The sequence below is a fragment of the Ruegeria sp. O5 genome (assembly GCF_056535105.1).
The window spans coordinates 1-20,678 of record NZ_JBQERN010000031.1; the positions used below are offsets into that span (position 1 = coordinate 1).

Sequence of the window (20,678 nt, forward strand, 5' to 3'; positions counted from 1 at the left end):
CAATCTCTTCGGGCTTCGGTCGCTTGTTTGCCATTCGTGGTCCTCCGTTTCCTAAACATAGCGGTGGACCAGTTCAGTTGGGGAGGCTCAGCACCGTTTGATTTCTTCTTGGAGGGCACGGCACGGGGCGGCGCATTATTGCGCCCTCAGCCGCCGGACAATGCGGCAGCGATCAGAAAGGCGGTTGTATCCCAAGTCTTAGAAAGACATGGTTCAGGTCCCGAATGGGAAGTGCCAATACCTGCGGTGGTAACCGCGGCGAAAGCGGTTTAGGAACGTCGGGTTGGTACAGCGACGTTGTTCAAAGCTGACGTTAATTCTCTTGCAACGAGCGGCAGAAATAGTCCGCGGACTGTGAGTTCGTCGACGACCAGATTTCGCAGTCGCAGCGAATGGCGGCAATGCGGGCTGCGACCGCAGCATTCTGACCAGTGGGTGAATGGCCGCAAAGCGACCGAACCGGTTCGAGTAAATCAGCTATGCTTGCGCAAGGTCCGTTAGACGTGTGGGGTGAGCCATCAAAATCCGACGCAGAAGCGATACTTGTTCCGTTGCTACGCTACGTCGAATCGAACCGAGACCGTCAATCCGGGTGAGCTGTTTGTAGCCATTAAGAGCGCCGAATGATGATCTGCGATAGCCTTCACCAGCGCCAGTCCTAAACCATTCCCAACACTATTTCGTTCGCTTTTAAGCTTATAGAAAGGAACAAAGAGCTTTCCCAGAGTGTTTTCGGGAACGCCGGGACCATCATCAACCACCGAGAGCGTAACGATGCCGTCTTCTTTTTCAATAAGCAGGCGAACTCTGGAATGCTTTGGGCAGTGATCGATAGAGTTCTGCAAAAGGTTTGCGCAAAGCTGTTTCAGCATACCTTCATCGCCTTCGATCAGGGAACGCCCTGATTGGTTCTCAACAAAATTCAGGCTTTGACCCTTAGCCTCCGCAAGTGGAATCATCGTTTCGACTGCTTCTCGACCCAGCCTATTCAAATCTAGATAGCTGAACGCTTTTGGACTGTTACCTTCTTCGATACGGTTGATCCGCAAAACAGTTTCAAAGGTCCATTTTAGACGGTCAAGTTCAGACTGAATATTGTTGATCACCTCTAGTGGCTGACCTTCGGATTGAAGCGTGTCTCTCGCTTCCTGAAGCGCGATGTAAGCATGAGTGAGCGGGTTCTTCAAATCATGTGCAATTGATGCAGCCGTCGATCGAGTCGTGGACATTAAAGCTGTCAGGTTGTCGAGATGTCGGTTCATCAACCGGGCAATCCGGTCTATCTGATCGTTGTTCTTACTGACTGAAAGCCTCGCTTTAACATCACCTCTTGAGACTTTGTTTAGCGTCTTCGCCATTTGATCGAGTTTGCGATATGTTCTTATGCTGGAGATGTACCCAACCAACAAAGTGCACACCGTTGCTCCAAATCCGATTGCAACCAAAGACCACGCCAGCGAACGAAGCGTGCTTTTCACAAAGGCAAGATCGCGACCAACCACAACTACAAATCCACGGTAGGTTTGCACGTTGACACGGTGGATACGTTTTTCCCCACCCAGATCTATACCATCGTCTTCGATTTCTCCCCATCCTCTAAAGGACGGGTATTCGTCGATATTTCCCGCCAGACGCTTCCCCTGGCTGTCGAACAGGCCAATCAAACTGGTGTCGAATGGCAACCAGAGGGTCGCGTCATCAATCGCTTGTACAACATCTGAATCGTTGTCGTTATCGTCCAGAATTTCCTGAATGAAACGCATTTCGTCGATCAACAACGAGTCCATTTCCCGTTGCAAATCGCCACGAATTCTTTCGAACGTTAAAAAAGCCAACGCTGTAACTGAAAGTAGTATTACTACAGCTGCATACAACGCTGTCGTAAACGCTGCTCCAGAGACAATGTTTGAGCGCTTCATTTGTTTTTCATCCGATTATAGTGGCGACCGCATGTGATTTGGCTAACAGCAAACCCTTTCTGGCCAGTCAAGCGAGTGATCCGAGGGTGTTAGCTGAAAAACTAGCGGGAAAATGGGGAATTTAGCTAAATTTGTCGCACCATTGGAGATGCGAGACCAATAAAGCACACGAATGTCAATGCTCTCAACTCCCAGCTCCGTTTGATTGAGCACACCCGAACACTTTCAAAAAACTATGTGCGGTGTTGCTCGCCTGATACGGCGGCCGATGGAGCCTAGATTTCCGAGAACTTGCAGCGCTCCCTTCCGAGGGGGTGGAGGGGAGCGCTGCTTTGACTGAGGGAAGCAAGCGTGCGAGTGAGTGGTCCGTGTCCTCACGGTTCCGGTGGCACCCTTCAGGAGGGCAACGAGTGCTTCCTCAGTCGAGTATTCGGTTTCAGTTCCAACCTTGACGGCATCTTCTGCAACGTTTCCTTGCCATCTGGCTTTCATCAACCTTACGTTTTTGAAAAATAGTGCGATCTTCCCCCTGGATCATTGAGTTTTCGATGTTGTTCACCCACCTTTTGTGCACTGTCCGTGATCTTCGACAGATGTGGCACCGTGCGTGGACAGCTCATAGGTCATGGTTGGGAAATGAAGCGCCAAGGTCCAGACTTCGTCGGTCTTGATGTGGATGAATGTTACTCCGTCCAGCCCGTGTGCGACGGAGGCTACGCCTTCTGTGTTTTGCACAATCAGGCGCGCTTCTGAGCGGTCAGCATCCTGAAAGATCTGGATGATTTCACCATTGGTTTCTGACGTGCATAGGTATTCTGTTTCGTCTGCGATCGCCGCAGACGCAGGCAAAAGTGCCATTAGGAGTATTGCTTTCATCGTCATTGTTTTTCCGTTCAAAAGGTTGGGCTTTCTAGTTTGAGTTGTCCAAGTGGTGGTTCGAATTATGAGTGGACCGTTCTTCCGCATAGGTTCAGGCCGCGACGCGAGGCTTTCCAAAGCTCACACACACCCGCAGGCCCGGCTCATTGTTTTCCGCAGTGACTATTGCGCCGTGGCGTGTGGCAACGGCCTTTACAAGCGACAGGCCAAGCCCATTGCCATCTTCATATTTTGTGCCGTCTGCTCGGAAAAACGCGTCAAAAATCTTGTTGATTTGGGGTTCCGGAACCCCTGGACCGTTATCTGTCACAACTAGCTCAATCACATCGGGCTTGGCTGTCAGGGAAATCCTGATCCAAGAACCGGAAGGGCAATACCGGAGCGAGTTGTTCACAAGATTGACGAGCAGCTGCTTCAGCATGTTTTCGTCGCCTCGGATCAATATCGTGTCGGCGTTGTAGTCCGCCGAGATGTGCTTACCTGCATCGACGGCAACTGGATACAGCGCCTCAGCAACACCCTCAACGAGCGCGCTCAGGTTCACTGTTTTAAAGCTCTTTTGATGCGTTCCTTCCTCAATTTGCGAGACCTTGAGGATCGTGTCGAAAACAACTCTAATGCGCTTTAGGTTGCTCTCCAATTCATTGAGGCCGGATCGCGGGTCGCCACCATACTCAACTTCGCTGTAAACCTGTTGCAAAGCGATAAAACCACTGGTTAATGGTGTCTTTAAATCGCGGGCAACTGTGACCGCAGTAGCATGAGTGCTATTCAGTAAACTCGAAATCCAGTCGAGACGTCGGTTAACCAACTGGAAAATCCGATCGAATTGATCGCCCTTTCCCGAAACCGGAAGACGAATAGAACCATTCGCTTGAACAGGAGGTTCCAGGGCTCGCTCAACCGACTTTAGTTTCCGATAGTTTTGAGAGCTGAAGTAGTAGCCAAGACCTAAAACAGTCATGGTTGTTGCAAGCGTCAGTAGCAATAACCCTTCCCAAAGTGTTGTCAACGCTTGACTAAGTGATGTCATGCTACGGGCGACTACTGTGCGATACCCAAGATACTCGGACGCATGAAGCATATAGACGGGCGCGGTCCCGCCGAATTGAACAAAATCCGGATCTACCTCGTGCCATCCGTTCGTATCAGGCACTTTCGCGATTGAACTGGCAAGTGCTGAACCGTTTTGGTCAAACAGCGCGATTACGTGAAGTTGGGTTCGATTAGGGTTATTCAAATGTTCGATTGCTCGCTGAACTGCGTCAGCGCCGCCTTCCTGCAATATCTCATGAAGCAAAAGCTCTTCATCGAGGATTTGTTGTTCGAGGTCAGAGCGGAGCTTGTCTTCCAGCGCCAGATAGGCTGCATATCCGAAAACAGCGGTGATGATCCAGACAATCAATGCGGCGAAACAAGCTGGAGCGCTCGAGGCAATGCTAGCGCGGCCCATGAAGGCTGTATCCAACGTTTCGAGACGTGTGCAAAAGCGGCATCTCGAAGGGCTTGTCTATCTTCGACCTCAGACGACTGATGTATGTTTCAATCACGGTCGAACTCGGGTCAAAATTATAGTCCCAAACTTGCTCCAGAAGCATGGTGCGTGTCACCACGCGACCTGAATTGCGCATCAAGACTTCTAACAACGCAAATTCACGTGGCAACAACTCTATTGTCACATCTTGCCGTTTCACAACTCTGCTGAGTAGGTCCATTGATAGATCGTGGACATGAAGCTCAGTTGTCGAGAAATCGGACGGTTGTCGCCTGATTATGCTATTTAAACGCGCTAGCAGCTCTGAAAAATGAAAAGGCTTTACTAGGTAGTCATCTGCACCTTCGGTCAAACCTTCTACTCTGTCCTGAACGTCTCCTATTGACGTAAGAAACAGAACCGGGGTCTGTTTTTTCGCGGCCCTAAGTGCTTTGAGAACGGAAAGACCATCCATTCCTGGTAGCATGCGGTCCAGGACTATGGCGTCACATTCATTGTATAGACAATATGACAGGGCATCCCGACCATCTTCATACCACTCCACACTAAAACCGTTTGATCTGAGTCCTGAATTGACAAAGTCGGCGGTTTTTTTGTCGTCTTCTGCGACGAGTATCTTCACTTTAAGCCCTCCGATTTTGCCACTGGACCTGCTTGTTTCAGTTTGGAATGCGCTGTAAGTGAACCCAGCCATAACGTGATGGCTAAGTCCATTTGGCAAATCGTTGCAGACTAGAGACTCAACGTTTCTTCGACGGCTTTCACCTGAAGCCGGGCGAGACCAAGATTGGCGGTTTTCTTGTCTAGTGCGACATACACAAAGATGTTTGGGTTTTTGTCCAACGGGCGGACCAGATGATACTGTTTGCCAAGCGTTATCAGAATGTCTTCGATGGTATCGTTAAGTTTCAGCGCTTCGATTGCCTGAAGTTTGGCGCGGACGACTTCAACATTCGCAGCGCCTGCAGTTTCAAGATCAAATTTTGAGCCACCCTCAGAGCCTAGTACTAGGCCTGTGTCGCTGTCCACGAGGCACGCCCCCAAAAGACCCTTGATTTCGCTTAGTTTAGAAATGTCCAACGACATGTTTAGCTCCTTTTTGGCTTTGGAATTGCTGATCTGACTCGCTCCGGGCGTTTGATGGATTGGACGAGTTTCTTTGTTTGCAGGTGGGATGGTAATGACGTGTTTTTGAACCAGGCCAAACCTTTCGCTAAATCTGGCCAGAACAGACGATGTATCACTCTTGGAATTCGACATTTTCTATCCAATTCTCGCTGTGATGGTGGAAGTGGATTGTCGAACTATGTGTCCGCCACTGCGAGCGGCTTGGGTGCGAAGGAAGAGCCGATCAACCAAAGTGTCATCCAACCCAGGGAGAGTGTCCTTCCTATGCTGTACACGACATTCGGGATCTGCCCTGACGTTCAAAACCGGTGCGATTGGTCCCTGAGAGCTCTTGGGGCCTCTGTGCAAAAACCTTAGTGCAGCAATACAGGCAGTGGCCAAGTATAGGGCATTGTTGGCTGAAATGGTCAAAACACCTTCCGGACTCAGAAGGAATGAAGACCACAGATGCCCAAGTTCAGAAAGGACGCCGGCCAAAACTGATAAAAAAACAGAACTTAGCATAGGCCCCTCGCCTCGTTACCAATCAACTAAGCGGTTCGTAAAATACTGGAGGTTTTAACCGGCTTTTCAGAAAGCTTAAATTTTTGTAAGGAATTTTTTTTTGTCGGTTGAGGGATAGGAACTTAGGTGCAGCGGGCTATTTGACTGATTTTGTGAGCATTTTGACACCTGCAATGGTTTAGAGTTGGATAACCGTGATTCATGATCGTCAACCCTCATTGTTTTGGCAGGATTTGCCGTGGGGGAGAGAATTGTTTGTTACACGGCACCAACCTCTATTTTCGGCAACGCAGCGGCAGCAATTCGATTGCGGTTCCAGAGTCTCCTGTGGGACGCGGACTGTGCATTCGAAGGACTCATTTGTTTGTGCTTGAAGCCAACAACTGCTTCGACAAGTTGTATCGTTGCTTTCTTACCCATGACTGAAAGGTCGGTTTGCGCCACTAGACCACTTGCTGCGAACGGCAGCTTTGTCGGGCCGCATTGCAGCGTCGTGTTTAGTGGGTGAACGACCGGAATGGGCCGGTTGCTTAGTTAATATTTAGCCAGGAAGGGGCATTGCTGCGGCTGTCCCGAAGTCGTCAATGAGCCCAACCTGTACCCTGGATTTTATTGCTGCATGCGCTTGTAGCAGTAACAACATTGCAACTGCCGAATATCTTGTGCGGCCAAGCAGCGGAAAGAACTGTCATTCATGCAAATAGCAGCGATGCTCGCGGCGGCAGTTCACAGTTTGCTCAACAAAGCCGTCCTTCACTTCATCCGCAACAGCTATCGCCTAGCTGAATTGGTGGACACGGGACCGTGGCATATGAACAGTAAACACAACAGTCGCCTTCCAGGGGCTTCCAAACTGTTTTGCACGACTTGCATTCATAGAACCACTGGCAAGCATCCGTTGGCATTTCCTCGGTTTCGCTGTGGCCGCACTTCGGGCAAATCAGGGTGCTTTCTAGGACTACAGTTTGTTTTGTCATAGTCTCACATCTGCATGATCAGGTAATCGTTAATCCGTGCCTCGTTAAACACAACGACCCAAGCCACGCCGGTGATTAGAGTTGTTCCTGCAAGCCGCCATTTTAACGTCGGTAAGGAACCGCGCCGATAAGATACCAGCCACGATATCGCGACGAGCGCCGTTGAAATCGTCAGCACATGGTAACTCGCTGCCGCAACCTTCCCAAAGATTGCCAACCAACTGCCGCCCAGCCCCAGTAAAATCATCGTCATGGGCAAAACGCAGCAAGTCGCGACGCCAAGCGCTGATAGCGATCCCAAATAGCTGAGGCTAAGGTACTTCTGCATTCTGTTTCCCTGATGGACTACGTCGCGCGGAGTTGTAGAGACAACAACCACTCGTTTAACTTCTGTAGCCACTACAGGATCAAGACAGGAAATCTCACATGTTTGCGATTGGGGAGGCATCCCGGCAAAGCGGTGTCGGAATTGAAACTATCCGCTACTACGAACGCGAAGGGATCGTGCCGAAACCAGAAAGGGCATCGAATAATCGACGCATGTACTCTGCGCACGATGTGGGACGGCTTTGTTTTCTAAGGAAGTGCCGAGACTTGGGTTTTGCGCTTGCCGATGCAAAGGTGCTTCTCAACCTGTCCGAAGGTGATAGCGAGGATTGCCAATCCGTTCAGGAACTGGCCGAGCTTCATATCTCCAATGTGCGTATGAAGATAATCGAACTTAAGCGATTGGAGGCCGCCCTGAATGAACTTACGGCCAACTGTAACATCGGTAACGTTTCTTGCCCGATGCTTACGCAGATACGGACCTACTAATGGCACTTTGAGGCTCGCAGTCGCCCTATGCCAACGCAGCATGACCCAAGATTCGGGCCGCGCAGAATCTACCGTTCGTTAGAGAGGTCAACTCGTTGATTTAGTAATGTTTCAATCAATCAACGAACATTTGTGCCTGGCCACGGTGTTCTTGAAGCACGCGGCGATTTCGGACAGTGAGCCCTACCTGCCGTGCCTGAGCAATCAGTTTGCTGCATACGCATTCGGCAGGTTTTATCAGAAGCCGACCTCTGATTTCCGAAACGCAGAGCAATGCGTTCTGCTTATCTTTGTCCCAAATTGGGCTAGGCAGACTCAGATCTTCTGTTGCTTTCCATTGTATCAAGGCTTGTATCGTGTGTACTCAAAGTCCATATACACAAGGCTTACGTTTTTCTTTTTCGACCTGCTGTCTCCCAAACTCGGCGTTCAGTCTTTCGATTCAGACCGACCACGCCGAGTCGCCGCAATAATGCGGGCGGCAAGTATTAGGAGACTTCCACCATGGCAAATGGCACAGTAAAATGGTTCAACTCGACCAAAGGTTTTGGCTTTATCGAGCCTGAAGATGGTAAGCGCGATGTGTTCGTGCATATCTCAGCACTTGAACGTTCCGGCATCAGCGAATTGAAAGACGGCCAGAAGGTCACTTTTGACGTCGAAGCTGGCCGTGACGGACGCGACAGCGCCGCCAATCTGGCACTGGCCTGACCTTTTACGGGCACCCTTATGGGGTGCCCGTTTGCACAATGGGCTGCTAAAAGCCCTTGGAGAAAAAGTCAGTTGCAACCTAAAGACTGGACGCGGGTGCTCGCGCAATACCGTGTTGCCGATGCAAAGCGCAGTATTTATGAAATTGCGATCACCGTTGTCCCCTTATTCGCGCTATGGGCTCTAGCGTGGATGGCTTTATATTTTAGTGTCTGGAGCGCATTTTTACTGGCCGTCCTGAATGCCGCATTTCTGGTCCGTATCTTCATCATTATGCATGATTGCGGTCATGGATCTTTCTTTAGAAGTCGCACTGTTTGCAATTGGACCGGCCGGGTTCTGGGTGTTCTTGCCCTGACACCCTATGACGTTTGGCGGCAAAGCCATGCGATTCACCACGCTTCAACCGGTAACCTTGATCGGCGTGGTATGGGTGACATTCCTACATTGACCATTGAGGAATACCTGAAACGGAATTGGTTCGGGCGTGCCGCTTACAGGTTAATCCGGAACCCCTTCTTCCTGTTCTGTATCGTACCGGTGTACACGTTCTTTTTTCAAAATCGCTTGCCCTTTGGTTTCATGCGGTCAGGCTGGCTGTATTGGGCAAGTGCGATGGGAACAAACGCTGCAATTGCAGGGGTATTGGCCCTAGTTTTTTGGGCCGGAGGCATTGAGGTTTTAGCGTATGTTTTCCTACCAACCATGATTGTCGCATCATCGATTGGTATTTGGCTTTTCTATATTCAACACCAGTTTGAACACACGACCTGGGAACGGGAAGAGGGGTGGAACCTTCAGAACGCCGCATTCTATGGAAGTTCTCACTATGCCCTGCCAGGCATCCTGCGGTGGTTCTCTGCCAATATCGGTGTACACCATGTTCACCACCTTGCCAGCCGCATACCGTTTTATCGGCTAAACGAGGTTTTGCGTGACCATTCCGAGTTGGAAAATTGCCAGCGTATTACTCTATATGAGAGCCTTCATTGCGCACGATTGCATCTTTGGGATGAAGAAAGTCAGCGCCTGCTGACGTTTTCTCAGGCTTTGTCGAACGCCAATCCCAACAAGAGTCTAGTGTAATCGGGCGCGCACCAAAAAGGCTTCGACAGTATCACCGCCAAGGGCGCGAATGGCCTCTAGTCGGTGAAGGCCTTCAATCAGCACGAACCGCTTGTTGTCCGCACGTATCTGGATCGGCGTCTTCTGGCCATTCTTCAGGATATCTTCGGCCAGTGCCAGAACCTTTTGTTGATCAAGTGTTTTGGCCCGTTTCACAGGTACATAGATCAGGTCGAGCGGATATGGTTTTTTCTCCAACATAAGCTACGCGTGCGCCTTTCGTGCATTTATTCCGGTTCGAAGTTCGCTTCAAAGGCTGGCGCTGGAACGTGCGTCATAGAACCGAACGAACAGCATCGCGCAGCTCCTGATGCATGATCCAAGTCGCTGGTTCATCGTCACTTTTGACGTGAGAAGATGCCAATACCTGAGCGGCGCCATCATTTTGAGCCGATCCGGCTTCGGGAAGCTCGAGTTCCAGATATTCTGCAATCAATAGCCCGATTTTCTTGAAGACCTTGACGGACGCCTCGCGCGATTTGTAACCAGCTGCCTTAGTTAACTGACCAATGCTCAGTCCTTCCTTGCCTGCGATTGTAAGTGCTTTGAGCATGGTGACCTGCGCAGGGGTGAGCCTGATCTGGCGCAATGCTTCGACATATTCTCCTTCACTGGGAATGAAGTTGCCGGAGTTCGCCTCCAAACGACGTCGAGCGCTGCGTTTCCTGTCTCGCTCTTCGAGAATTTCTTTTAAGGCTTCAATGGCCAATGACGGTGTTTCGCCAACTGCATCAGCAATCAAACCTTGCGTTTTCGCTGGTGGCTTGGGGAATGCGCGCGCAACGCTGTTACCGCTCAGAATGCCAGCCTTAATCAAGTACTTTCCAAATTCTACTTCGATCACTTCTGATACGTCAGCGTTCCGCGTCTTGCGAACACTGCGGTCCTGAAATGCTCTTTGTTCCAGACCACGCACTGACATCTTTGAGTCAGAAAGGGTCACTTGAGGGGCATATTTACGCATCAGAGAAACACCACTACAATTACCGCTGCAACAAACACTGCTAACGCTATAGATATCTTAATCCCGTGGGACCGGCGACGCGCCTTTTCGGCTTTGATCCTTTTGCCAAGATTTTCGTCAATCGAGTTATGGTTCACGGCTTGGTCCTTCCGGATTTGTCAGGCGATATTGATTTCCACGAACCTATTTTCGCGGATTTTTTTCGGCGCACTTATCGTTCTGTCGTGTGAACGGCCGATTGCATTCCCAACCATCACCTCTTCGATTCAAATGAGCGTTTGAAGGAACAAGGATCGCATCGCACCTGTCCCGGTTTGCGCGAAAACCACGTTCGCATTTCCATCCAGAGTAGGAATCTGGTTCAAGATACGCATGCTGTGGAACAGCCACAGGCTCACAGCCGCTCTCCGCTGCGTTGTAACTTCTGAGGCATACCCAACCATCCGAGCTTTTTTTATCGCTCAGACGACCGTTTTTTGGGACTTCTATTGCAACACAATCCTGGTTCTCCTTACGAAATCCCCAGTTGCAGTGTATTTCCTGTGCGCCAAACCTGGTTTCGACGTATCCATTTTGAGGTGCGATCAGTTCTTCGCATTTTTCTTCGACACGCTGGAACAGCCGATTGCACTCCCACTGATCTCCGGTTGACGCAAGATAGGCATTTTCAGGAACTCTTATTTCCTCACAGAGATCTCCGACATTCTGAAAACCGTGATTGCATTCCCAGCCACTGCCATAGGAGCTACCAGTCAAATATGCGTTTTCTGGTAAGTCTGTTCTTTGGCACGATCCATTCTTGTTTTCGAAACCTTCGTCACAAACTGATCCATCGGCATTGCCTGCGACTTGGGCAGGAAGCTTTGTTCCTGAGAGCGACACCAAAAGTGCTGGGATCAAACAAAGAATGCAGCGCGTAAACACGATGAATGACTGATTGAAGCGGAGCCTGAGACCTGATCTATCGGCCATCAAGCACGCAATTTATGAGCCATGTGTTGTTCATACGGCGCTTTCTTTCATGGGTCACGCGATGGCTGGCGCATGTCAGGTGACAGTTGCGAATGCATGTGAGGAACGAGCTCATAGCGAAGACCCCAGCGAAACCCGTTCCTATGCTGGGGCATATGCTACAGTTATTCTGAAGGCCATTGGATCATCGAAGCCGGCAGCATCGCGGCGACGAGTAACTTTCACCAATGCACTTTTGTGGTCCTTAGCCAGAATAGAGTCAAGGAAGTTTCCCTTGTCGCAATGCAAGTACCGCCAGGGCAGGTAGTTTTTGAAACTGCCGGTGACCAAGATCCTTGGTGAACTACCGAAAGAAATTGTCTGGCCTGAGTGCGGCGAAAGAGGAGTATGTGATCAAGGCTTCCCCGTGACTATGAATGACTGGCCTGATAACATTGGCTGCAACGCAGCGATTTTCGCGCCGCTTCTGCACAAGTACTCGCGGCGTGATCAAATGGCCGCTCGGTCCCGCACCCTGTAAATTGCGCCTGAGCCGAGAAAACTGTGCTGCGAGCGTACGCAACAAGATTTTGACACTTCCGCTCAGGGCACGCTACGTCCCACTCCTGCGTAAAAGAACTAGAACCACTATGGATTGGCGACCGACAGCGCCGCTCGCCAAACTGTCTCAGATGTCTATGCGCTCTGCAATGCTTAGCGCGTCTTCCAATTCAACGCCCAGGTATCGCACGGTGCTATCGACCTTTGTGTGCCCAAGCAGAAGTTGGACCGCGCGGAGATTTCCTGTCTTGCGGTAGATCTCAGCTACTTTGGTTCGGCGAAGCGAATGCGTGCCATATCCGCTCGGTTCCAATCCGATTGCGGTCACCCAGTCTCGAACCAGCCTGCCATACTGGCGCGTCGAGATGTGTGGTCGATCATGGAATCGGCTTGGAAACATGAACCGGCTAGCAAACATTTCCGGTGATTTTACCCATACCAATACAGTTTCTCGCGTGTTTTCCGTCAGTTCGAATTGAACAGATCGCTTGGTTTTGCTCTGGATCACCGAAACACGCTCACGGACGCGATCGTCTTTGACAAGATCGGTCACAGCGAGTTTGACCAGATCGCAGCCGCGTAGCTTGCTATCAATCGCGACGTTGAACATTGTGAGATCACGCAGATTTCCAGAAAGTTCGAGCCGGGCACGGATCGCCCAGACCTGTTTTGGGAGTAGCGGTCGTTTCTGACCGATGATCCGCCCCTTGTTCCAAGCTCTGGGTTTTGGGGTGACTGCAGGTAGTTGGACTCTTGGCATATTTTGCACTCCGATCCACCCTCCGCACCCAAGCAACAGCACCGCGCTGACCACCGAATAGTACAAGCGGCGTGAATGCCTGCTGTCCGATTATGAATACTGGCATGGTTTAGTGTGTGCATTAGGCGGCTTGAGCCCATATCACTACACATAAGAACGGTTCGAGTCCAAACCGCGCGTACGCTTCGTCTTCAGCACCGATTACCGATCGGGTTCCACGTTAAAAGGCCCGGGTCAGCACCAATAAGATAAAATGAGATATGATCAGAAAAGCTGGAAAGACCGGCGTCAGGTTATCAGCGACGCCGAGCTAACCCAGGGCTTACTGATACGCCATTTCGCCACGCGCTCAACCCCTTGCAGCGTCGACAAATCCGCTCTCCGAACCCTTCGCTCCAGAATGGCGTTCTGCAACGAAGACACGGGCGTTCTTGCGGCACGTCATTGTGGGCGCGAGCCATGATCGTATCTGCGTCGTTGTCGAAGTCTTCCATCAGTTCTTAGCCTCGATTTCTGTTTTGGTTTATACAGCGACTGGAAAAGAAAGTTCCGAGCCCTAAGCCTTGAGATTGAAGGAGCTGCCTGGTTCAGACTGTCCGATGGGACGGCCTGTAATCCGAGGGGTTTTAATAGGACGAACTGGCATTCCTTCGTTCTCAGCAGCTTGGACAGCGAAAGCATACCGAGAACCGCTTGCGCATCCTCGTGGTATGGCTCGTTGATCTGATGATCCGTCGTCTGCCTCAGAAATGAGCGACTCCGAGTAGAGGTGCCGAAGTTGAGTCTCAGACACACCGTCAGCTTCCATGATCAGTTGCACCATCGGATCGGCCAAGAGTTGGTCGAGCAGGAATTGCGACAACTCCTTCGCAGACAATTTATCCCTTGCGCGGGCTCTCTCCAAATCAGTAAGAGAAACGGTCAACGTTCGCGCCAGACCGGGGTGAGATTTCCGTGGAAGCAGAAAGATTAGCACTGATGCTTTCCAGGCTTCTGGATCCAAATAATCTGGTGGTGCGGAAAGCTCAGTTTCTATGTCGTATTCGCCCGCCGGGAGTAATTCGTCAAAGCCAGGGAAAGTAAACGGCCTGGAAAAGACTGCGATTGTCTTGCTGATTAGTTGGTTCATTTGGGTAGTTCTCCTTTGCTGATACCGCTCGCTCGGAGATGTAAACAAGAACAAGCCACCCGCTCCCGGCAGGGTATTATCAGTTTTGAGGTTTAGGCTTTGATTTTTCGGGGACGGCGTCCTGCCCTTTCGACGTCACTTCTTTTTTTGACGCGTCCGCATCGTTTTCCTTCAGTGCGGCAGCCGCTCTGGTCGTAAGGTCTTTGAAAGACATCATTTTGATCCTTTGATTGTCCGCAACACTCACGAGCCCAGATAGGGTGTGAAAAGTGAATGCGGGTACCACCAATATAGGTATTGGTGGCCCAATTTACTACGTAAAGCCGTAGAATAAGACGGGTGGATGAAGCAGAACCGAGGCGGCGGCAACCCTGGCGCGCTACTTTCGCTTCGAATATGGGCGATCAGTGTTCGCTGGGGTGCAGTCAACCAATGCGCCATCACCATGGAAGACTTTTGCTACATCAGGTGCAGCCATGCCGCGCGAGAGCGCGCTATAGTTCAATTTCAGCTTTACCTCGCCACCAGGGCGAAGCAGACAATTGGTGTTTTCAACAACGATATGATCACTGGTGGCTCCGACGAACGTGACGCCAGCAGGGAAAATTAGACCCGCCGCATCGGTGTCCTGGAGTCCAATGGCAAGGATCGACCGAGTGTTCGAAGGACTGTCTAAAGTCACACACTGCATTGAAGGTATAGGGTATGGGACACGAGATTCCAGCATTGCGCATACGCATGACATTGCTGATCCGGGCGTCCGCCAGCCCTGTCGCGCCAACTTCAATCATAGCATTCGCAATCGCCGGATGACCGCACACGTCTTTGGTCACGCCTGTCACTGTAATTCCGCGGGGTCTAAGGTGGTCGACCAGGAACCGTGTGTTGTACCGAATTTTGTCCAGATCAACGTCGATACGCAGCTTACTCATTCAATCGTCGTAGCACGTACGGGTTGCAAGCGCGGAAAGGCAGATAGAACCATATTCACCAAGTTTTTTGGAGGGCGGTTCAATGCGTCAGTGACCGGGAGATACAATTTGCAGTTGTAGTCTGTGATGGCCTTTGAAATCTCAACATCATTCATTCCTTCATGGTTGATCGTCATGCCAATTACCTCTGTGTTCGCAAAAGCCTCGATCAGGGTGATTTCATCGCAAGGGTCGGGCATAGTCATGTTGGGGAATTCACATCGACGTTTTCGTTTAGGCGCGTGTTGAAGAATAACTGCATGTGGCTGACTGCCTCGCAGAATAAAGGCTGATATACAAAAGGCCGGATGGCTGAGCGCGCCCTGGCCCTCGATCACTATGACATCGGGGCGCTCACCTTCAGATGCTGCAACAACAGCACGCTCAAGTTCGCCACAACAAAATTGCGGCGGCACCGAATCCATCGCAACGCCATACTTGGCGCCCTGCATCAAACCTGTCTGGCCGGTGCCGACCAAAACTGTTTTGATCCCATGCGCGTTAAGTGCGCCTGTCAGGATTGTCGCGGTTGTACGCTTTCCAATTGCACAATCGGTGCCGAACACCGCGATGCGGATCGCCTGGACGTCTCCAATACTGCCATCTAACAGGCGCAGGTCGGGATTGGGCCGCGGCTTGCGAATGTCGCGTATCGTGACATCGTGAATTTTGGCAATTCCGGCGAGCTCTTTGTCATCGCTAAGAAATTCATGCAGCCCACTGACGATGTTCATTCCGAGCGTTATCGCATCCACAACAACTTCGCGATCCTCAAGGGACATTCTGCCGCTGGCCGGCGCCATTCCGTAAATAAAAGTGTCGGGGATCGTAGCTTCATTAGCGACGGCGGCATCAAGATCATCGAAGATGGGAACCTGATTTGCGATATTATCAAGCACTTTGCCACTGTCACAACCGCCATACGTGCTGTCGATCACCGAAAGAACGCGATAGGCCTGTGAATGTCGAACGAGACCATTAGCCGTCTTGCCATCGATCTTTGCGAAGTTTCCTTCGCAATACACAATTGCAGTCGGTATGTCTGTCACAAGTGTCTTGCGGTGAAGCTCCGGAAAAACGGCTTGTTCAGGCGGCAGCTCTTGCGCATCGCTGGCAATGAACTGCTTGGCATCCGACGCAATGGGTACGGGTTTCATATCTGTTCCTTTTTGGAGTGTGAAACACGCCGTCCTAGGTAAGAACGGGCACAAAATGTGAAGTTTGGAAAAGTGGGCTCTCTGACTGAAACCTCATTCGTTCAGAACACTCAGCCCTTCCGACCGATGAAAATTTCTGTGGCATTGCCACCCATTGCCGGATCGGTCGATATGGGCATTTGCGGGTAGATCGATTGCATCGCAGTGATCACCGGACGCCTCGTAGCCACGTTCGCATTTCCATCCAACTCCGTGGATCGCGTCATCGTAGAAAGCGTTTTCAGGCACGATGACTGCATCGCACCTTCCGTCTCGCTCAAAATATCCGCGCTCGCATGTCCAGGGACGCCCGTGGGTTGATGCGTTCAGGAAGGCATTATCCGGCACTGCTATTGCAACGCACGCTTCACCATCTGTCTCGTAGCCACGATTGCAAAGCCATACAGATCCGTAGGTACTGTTCGTCAGGTAGGCGTTGTCCGGCACCACGATTTTTTGGCAGCTATCGTCTACCCTTGTGTACCCACGCAGGCACCGCCACCTCTCACCTGATGGATCGAGATATCCGCCCTCAGGCACAATTACTTCAACGCATGAGGTGCCACCAACTTCAACAAAGCCATGTGTACATGCCCAGCCCGAACCATAGGTTCTGTTTGTCGGGTAGGCATTTTCTGGGACGGCAATGGCCACGCATTCTTCGCCTTCCAACCGATAGGACAAATCGCATTCCCAACCGTCGCCATACTTTTTGGGATGCGCGTTGTCCGGGATAGAGTTTGTTTCGGCCGATGCGGGACTTGATGAGATAAAGGAGCCCGTCAAGCAGCTGAAAACGCCAACAAACAGCGCCGTCATGAAGTGAGAGTAAAACCAGTACTGATTTTTTCGAACTGTCCTGGTGCAAACGGCGTTGTCCGAATGTTGAGTGATTGAGTTACGATCCATCCAGGTTCAGCCCCTCAATGCAGGCCTGTGCCAGATCTTTGTTGGGGGTTTGGGATCCCGGTACCGTTGCCCAGCCGGCTGCCATAACGGCATCCTTTCGCTTGAAAGAAGAAGCTTCTTTGATCGTCGTTATTTTTTCGGCGCGTTGGGCGTCAGTTCTAGCCATGTCGATGCAGATCGGAACCAACGCAGCGATTACATTGTCGCGGGACATGGCGTTGGCCATCTTGTCCGCGTTACTGCCGGTCATCCATCCACCCCAAGAAAATCCAACGACGCCGACGAAAACCCCTCCGATCAGGGCGCCGTAGATTCCGGGTTTAAGCCATTCGGGCGTGTTCATAATCTATTCCTCCTGCGGGGAAAGCGCCGCATCGCTGTCATTGTTAGATGTGGCCAAGGTCTGGTCGTGCTTAAGTGCCAGTTCGAGATCTTTTGGGTCGATGGGGCGCATTTCTGTGCGGCCTGGCTTGCTGCCTTTGCTCTGAACCGTCAGGTAGGTTCCGGTTCTTCGATATGCTTCGAAACTCAGGCCCTGTAATAGTTCTTCTTCAACAATTACTTCATACTCGCCTGCAGGAAGTTCATCCGGGTAGCCGCACAAAGAGAACGGATTTGAAAACGTCACCAAAGAACTGGACGATCTCGTGCTCACCTTAGCCCTCCAAATAGTTTGTTGGATCTTCCCCGCACAGTCTGCCGCTGAACACGCTCTTAAGCGCCGCGGAAGTACTGGCGTTGTAAATTAGAATAATGTGCAAATGGCAGACGTGCGCTGATCGATGTTAGTCGGCGGCCAATGACTTGAGATTCTATTGGAATCTCAAATGCATTTGGCATCTGAGGATCAGATACTGCCAGAAAATTGACTAACCTGAGTCAGTGCAACGATGTTTGGTTTCCGGCAACCTGATTTGTGTTGGCGGGATATTTGCTGGCGTGTTCTTAACGAGTAATTGAGAAGCGCAGGAAATCCAGTACCGCAATCGGACTGTATTTATCTTGCGCTTCTTTTTCAGTGAAATCCCAAATCTGCCGAAGAGAATGGCGTCTCTAACCAGGCAACCATCATCAAAACCCCGGCATCGCTCGAGGGGTGAACCTATTGCTTCAACAGTGGCCCGGCCTGATCCAGATAAGTGGGGTCAAAACCGGCCAACGTCACCAGTCCGTCATAATCATCAAATGCCACTTGCCCGGATTGAAAAGTAACCAACCCCTTCTCCCGCAGTTGCCGTAGGACACGATTAACATGCACGGCACTCAGTCCCAGCGCATCGGCAAGGTGGTATTGTGTCAGGGGGCAAGTGTATCCCGTCTTGTTTGCCATCCCGACCTGAGTCAGCCTCACACCAAGTTCCAAAAGAAAATGCGCCATGCGCTCACCCGCATCTCGCCGTCCTATGTTGACCAGGTGCTCAACCACCATCGCTTCATCTCGAGATACCGCCCAAAGAATTGCTGTCGCCAGCCGGGGCGTTTGCGCAAATGCTTCCAGGAGATCATCCACTACTACCTCAATAGCTTGGATTTCCATGATTGGTTCTATGCTGTGATCCGAGGTGTGCAGCAGAACGCTTCGCAAACCCAGAAAGTCACCCGGTATTTGGAAATCGACGATCTGACGCGACCCGTCAGTCTGGGTTTTGTAGGAACAAACCCAGCCCGAGGCCAGAATGTAGGCAGCCTGCTCTGATTGCCCTTGATGCACAAGGTCACGTCCGGCTTCAAAGGTTCTGCGGCGTTTGTGCAAGCGTGCCAATACCGCAAGTTCAACCTCAGTCAGAGCGACGAAGTTTGAGAGTTTTCGGGTGAGCGGACTGTTCTTGATAGCGGGCAAATTTCTTCCTTCATCGATGAGCAGCCCGCGAAACTATCCGACGCCAAGACTGCTTTCGATCAGTTAAGTATACAGCAATCTATGCCAGAATGATGCAATTCATCGTGGCGCTTCCTTGCTTGGACGCCTGTTACAAAAGGACGTCTACCATGGCCGACCGGCAAGACCACTCAGGAATGGCCGCACTCTCAATCTGTGAAGCGCTTTTGCTTGCAATTAAAGATCGTGAGCTCCTGCCCGAACATGAGATTGTGGGAGTTCTGCGTGACGCAGCCGCTGCCCACGAAGCAGCGGTCGGCAACAGTGATGAAAAGGTAATGCACCAGGCCGCCGCTGCTCTGATAAACCAGATCATTGCTTCCGGCTATCGGGTTCGGCAGTAGCGTTAAGTCCCGCATCGGAAAAACAAGATTATGCTCGTCAAAAAAAGCAAAATTGCAAACAGAAACACTTTTGGTGCCTCGTTCCTGATCAATTCAAACACGAAACGAGAATCAATGTTTCAATGCCTGCCATATCCTGCGTCCTGATTGTCCGACCGAGCTGCGGCGAGGGTACAGTTTCCGTTAACGCAAATACAACGCCTGCGAATGACCTGATTGGTGACACTCGCCGCGCCGCAACAATAAGTATGCCGCGACCGCGAGCAAATGCTGCTTCAGCGAAGGCTCCAGATCGAATGACGGCAAAGTCCCGCTGTTTATCTGTTCATGCGCGGTGCAGCGAAAGGCGGTTCATCCTAGATCTGCCGTTCGTGGATCATGCGGCGAAGGCGTCGGAAGAGCCCGAAGCGGGCCTGTCAGAATGCGTCAAGGCATCAACAAATGAATGTAGGTTGGACTATCCGAAGAGGATCTAAGAACAACATAAAGATTGCCGAATTCGCTTTGGTCGATCGTGACGTCTTCAAGCACGCCCATGTATTCCAGAATTTGTGGAATGGTTTCAGCATGGGTGACAATTAGAACTGTCTCTTTTTCATGGTCGAATTCCAATGAATCGACCAACCCTGCGACATCGCCTTTTGGCAAGGCATTGATTTCAAGGCCAAGGGCGTTGGCAATTATGCCGCCGGTTTCTTGAGTTCGCAGCGCATCCGACGTGATGATGGCATCAAGGCCAACATTCCTAAGCATCTCAGCCCAATCTGCTGCGCGCTGTCTGCCCTCCGGGGTGAGGACAGGGTCAGTTCCAGACAGCTCTTTTTCACCATGTCGGATCAGATAAACTGCTTCCTGAGCTGCGGCAGAAAAACCAGTCGCCAAATTCAGAATCAGAACGGCACAAAGAAAACGCACAAAATTGCACTCCCGACTTGTGAACAGGGTGCCATCTTTTCAGGAAGAAGCTGGCAAATCAAGTTGGCGGCAGCTCTATCCCAACCTGCGGATGTTGATCCACCTTAGCAGCCACAAAACATGGCGGTACATTCAGCTGACCTTTGTGAGCCAAGTTTTCAATCGGCAGCCCGCCCATCGTCTCTCAGAACTTTGAACAAGGCCATAACATGTTCATCGCCGTAGCCGGCTTTGACTGCTTTCTCAAAAAGACCTCCAACGTGGCTTGGAAACCCAGCATCCATGCCAGCGTCAATGGCTTGCTGCTTCAACAGTTCCAAAGATGCCTGCCAAACGGACAACGTGGCCGTTCTTTGATCGTAAGTTCCATCTCGGATTGTTCCGACATGATGCTGAATGCGTGCACTATCAGGAAACATCGAAATGAACTTTTGCAGTTCAACCCCCTCTGCCATGAGCAGCCTCATCTGACTGGTCCAAGTTGATTGTTAGTGCATCATCGGCCTGTGATCCATCGGGATGATGGTTTCAGGTGCCGGCGGGCG

Annotated in this window: 25 protein-coding genes; 5 read left to right on the forward strand and 20 right to left on the reverse strand. The window is 51.1% G+C overall.

From position 1 onward, the window contains the following. Positions 1–554: 554 nt before the first annotated feature. The 7 genes from ACR0M3_RS19460 to ACR0M3_RS19490 all read right to left on the reverse strand — a co-directional run bounded on the left by ACR0M3_RS19460 (position 555) and on the right by ACR0M3_RS19490 (position 7,230). Complete coding sequence (locus ACR0M3_RS19460; protein WP_480774573.1) at positions 555–1,919, reverse strand: sensor histidine kinase; 1,365 nt, start codon at positions 1,917–1,919, stop codon at positions 555–557. Between the two features lie 555 nt (positions 1,920–2,474). Continuing rightward, positions 2,475–2,801 carry a hypothetical protein gene (locus tag ACR0M3_RS19465; protein WP_480901121.1) on the reverse strand — a complete coding sequence of 109 codons (327 nt, stop codon included), beginning with the start codon at positions 2,799–2,801 and terminating at the stop codon, positions 2,475–2,477. Between the two features lie 88 nt (positions 2,802–2,889). Continuing rightward, positions 2,890–4,251 (reverse strand): sensor histidine kinase, encoded by a 1,362-nt coding sequence (locus ACR0M3_RS19470; protein WP_480508205.1) that lies wholly within the window; start codon positions 4,249–4,251, stop codon positions 2,890–2,892. Further along, positions 4,238–4,915 (reverse strand): response regulator, encoded by a 678-nt coding sequence (locus ACR0M3_RS19475; protein WP_480901135.1) that lies wholly within the window; start codon positions 4,913–4,915, stop codon positions 4,238–4,240. Before ACR0M3_RS19475 ends, ACR0M3_RS19470 begins: the two co-directional genes overlap by 14 nt. Before the next feature lie 110 nt (positions 4,916–5,025). Beyond that, on the reverse strand, positions 5,026–5,553 hold the full coding sequence (locus tag ACR0M3_RS19480; RefSeq protein ID WP_480774575.1) for a roadblock/LC7 domain-containing protein: 528 nt from the start codon (positions 5,551–5,553) through the stop codon (positions 5,026–5,028). A 1,130-nt stretch (positions 5,554–6,683) separates the two neighbouring features. Next, positions 6,684–6,902, reverse strand: coding sequence for a GDCCVxC domain-containing (seleno)protein (locus ACR0M3_RS19485; protein ID WP_480912319.1), 219 nt, complete (start codon positions 6,900–6,902; stop codon positions 6,684–6,686). 4 nt (positions 6,903–6,906) lie between these two features. Then, positions 6,907–7,230: a hypothetical protein gene (locus ACR0M3_RS19490; RefSeq protein ID WP_480871570.1), complete on the reverse strand. Its 324-nt coding sequence runs from the start codon at positions 7,228–7,230 to the stop codon at positions 6,907–6,909. Between the two features lie 98 nt (positions 7,231–7,328). On the opposite strand from ACR0M3_RS19490, the gene ACR0M3_RS19495 reads away from it, so the two are divergent. From ACR0M3_RS19495 to ACR0M3_RS19505, 3 genes are all read left to right on the forward strand, one after another. After that, positions 7,329–7,718, forward strand: coding sequence for a MerR family transcriptional regulator (locus ACR0M3_RS19495; RefSeq protein WP_480485574.1), 390 nt, complete (start codon positions 7,329–7,331; stop codon positions 7,716–7,718). Positions 7,719–8,222: 504 nt separating this feature from the next. Then, the gene (locus tag ACR0M3_RS19500; RefSeq protein ID WP_170430361.1) at positions 8,223–8,429 is read left to right on the forward strand and encodes a cold-shock protein; all 207 of its coding nucleotides are present in this window, start codon (positions 8,223–8,225) and stop codon (positions 8,427–8,429) included. A 72-nt stretch (positions 8,430–8,501) separates the two neighbouring features. Continuing rightward, positions 8,502–9,515 carry a fatty acid desaturase gene (locus tag ACR0M3_RS19505; RefSeq protein WP_480912321.1) on the forward strand — a complete coding sequence of 338 codons (1,014 nt, stop codon included), beginning with the start codon at positions 8,502–8,504 and terminating at the stop codon, positions 9,513–9,515. Here the strand turns inward: ACR0M3_RS19505 and ACR0M3_RS19510 are convergent. From ACR0M3_RS19510 to ACR0M3_RS19530, 5 genes are all read right to left on the reverse strand, one after another. Beyond that, positions 9,507–9,755, reverse strand: coding sequence for a ParB N-terminal domain-containing protein (locus tag ACR0M3_RS19510; protein WP_480484944.1), 249 nt, complete (start codon positions 9,753–9,755; stop codon positions 9,507–9,509). The two genes, ACR0M3_RS19505 and ACR0M3_RS19510, sit on opposite strands and share 9 nt — an antisense overlap. 73 nt (positions 9,756–9,828) lie before the next feature. Further along, entirely contained in the window at positions 9,829–10,518 is a 690-nt protein-coding gene (locus ACR0M3_RS19515) for a hypothetical protein (RefSeq protein WP_480912322.1), read from the reverse strand. A gap of 183 nt (positions 10,519–10,701) precedes the next feature. After that, entirely contained in the window at positions 10,702–11,490 is a 789-nt protein-coding gene (locus ACR0M3_RS19520; protein ID WP_480912324.1) for a hypothetical protein, read from the reverse strand. Between the two features lie 667 nt (positions 11,491–12,157). Further along, positions 12,158–12,790 carry a tyrosine-type recombinase/integrase gene (locus ACR0M3_RS19525; RefSeq protein WP_170403722.1) on the reverse strand — a complete coding sequence of 211 codons (633 nt, stop codon included), beginning with the start codon at positions 12,788–12,790 and terminating at the stop codon, positions 12,158–12,160. Between the two features lie 556 nt (positions 12,791–13,346). Further along, positions 13,347–13,919: a hypothetical protein gene (locus ACR0M3_RS19530; protein WP_170521931.1), complete on the reverse strand. Its 573-nt coding sequence runs from the start codon at positions 13,917–13,919 to the stop codon at positions 13,347–13,349. A gap of 343 nt (positions 13,920–14,262) precedes the next feature. Between ACR0M3_RS19530 and ACR0M3_RS19535 the strand changes: the two genes are divergently transcribed. Further along, a complete protein-coding gene (locus ACR0M3_RS19535) occupies positions 14,263–14,529 on the forward strand; it encodes a hypothetical protein (protein ID WP_480912332.1) in 267 nt (88 codons plus the stop codon). Here ACR0M3_RS19535 and ACR0M3_RS19540 read toward each other — a convergent pair. The 6 genes from ACR0M3_RS19540 to ACR0M3_RS19565 form a co-directional block, all read right to left on the reverse strand. After that, a complete protein-coding gene (locus ACR0M3_RS19540) occupies positions 14,486–14,851 on the reverse strand; it encodes an alanine racemase (RefSeq protein ID WP_480912326.1) in 366 nt (121 codons plus the stop codon). The genes ACR0M3_RS19535 and ACR0M3_RS19540 overlap by 44 nt on opposite strands. Beyond that, complete coding sequence (locus tag ACR0M3_RS19545) at positions 14,848–16,047, reverse strand: N-acetyltransferase DgcN family protein (RefSeq protein WP_480912328.1); 1,200 nt, start codon at positions 16,045–16,047, stop codon at positions 14,848–14,850. Before ACR0M3_RS19545 ends, ACR0M3_RS19540 begins: the two co-directional genes overlap by 4 nt. 93 nt (positions 16,048–16,140) lie before the next feature. Then, a complete protein-coding gene (locus tag ACR0M3_RS19550; RefSeq protein ID WP_480912330.1) occupies positions 16,141–16,995 on the reverse strand; it encodes a hypothetical protein in 855 nt (284 codons plus the stop codon). Further along, positions 16,985–17,338, reverse strand: a complete 354-nt coding sequence (locus ACR0M3_RS19555; protein WP_171722471.1) for a hypothetical protein — start codon at positions 17,336–17,338, stop codon at positions 16,985–16,987. Before ACR0M3_RS19555 ends, ACR0M3_RS19550 begins: the two co-directional genes overlap by 11 nt. Positions 17,339–17,341: 3 nt before the next feature. Continuing rightward, positions 17,342–17,650: a hypothetical protein gene (locus tag ACR0M3_RS19560; protein WP_171722472.1), complete on the reverse strand. Its 309-nt coding sequence runs from the start codon at positions 17,648–17,650 to the stop codon at positions 17,342–17,344. A 447-nt stretch (positions 17,651–18,097) separates the two neighbouring features. Then, on the reverse strand, positions 18,098–18,835 hold the full coding sequence (locus ACR0M3_RS19565) for a Crp/Fnr family transcriptional regulator (RefSeq protein ID WP_171722473.1): 738 nt from the start codon (positions 18,833–18,835) through the stop codon (positions 18,098–18,100). Between the two features lie 149 nt (positions 18,836–18,984). On the opposite strand from ACR0M3_RS19565, the gene ACR0M3_RS19570 reads away from it, so the two are divergent. Continuing rightward, positions 18,985–19,218 (forward strand): hypothetical protein, encoded by a 234-nt coding sequence (locus ACR0M3_RS19570; protein WP_171722474.1) that lies wholly within the window; start codon positions 18,985–18,987, stop codon positions 19,216–19,218. A gap of 426 nt (positions 19,219–19,644) precedes the next feature. On the opposite strand, the gene ACR0M3_RS19575 is transcribed toward ACR0M3_RS19570, so the two are convergent. Further along, positions 19,645–20,133, reverse strand: coding sequence for a phosphoglycerate mutase family protein (locus ACR0M3_RS19575; protein WP_480588790.1), 489 nt, complete (start codon positions 20,131–20,133; stop codon positions 19,645–19,647). A gap of 158 nt (positions 20,134–20,291) precedes the next feature. Further along, entirely contained in the window at positions 20,292–20,588 is a 297-nt protein-coding gene (locus ACR0M3_RS19580) for an imine reductase family protein (protein WP_480774560.1), read from the reverse strand. Positions 20,589–20,678 lie beyond the last annotated feature (90 nt).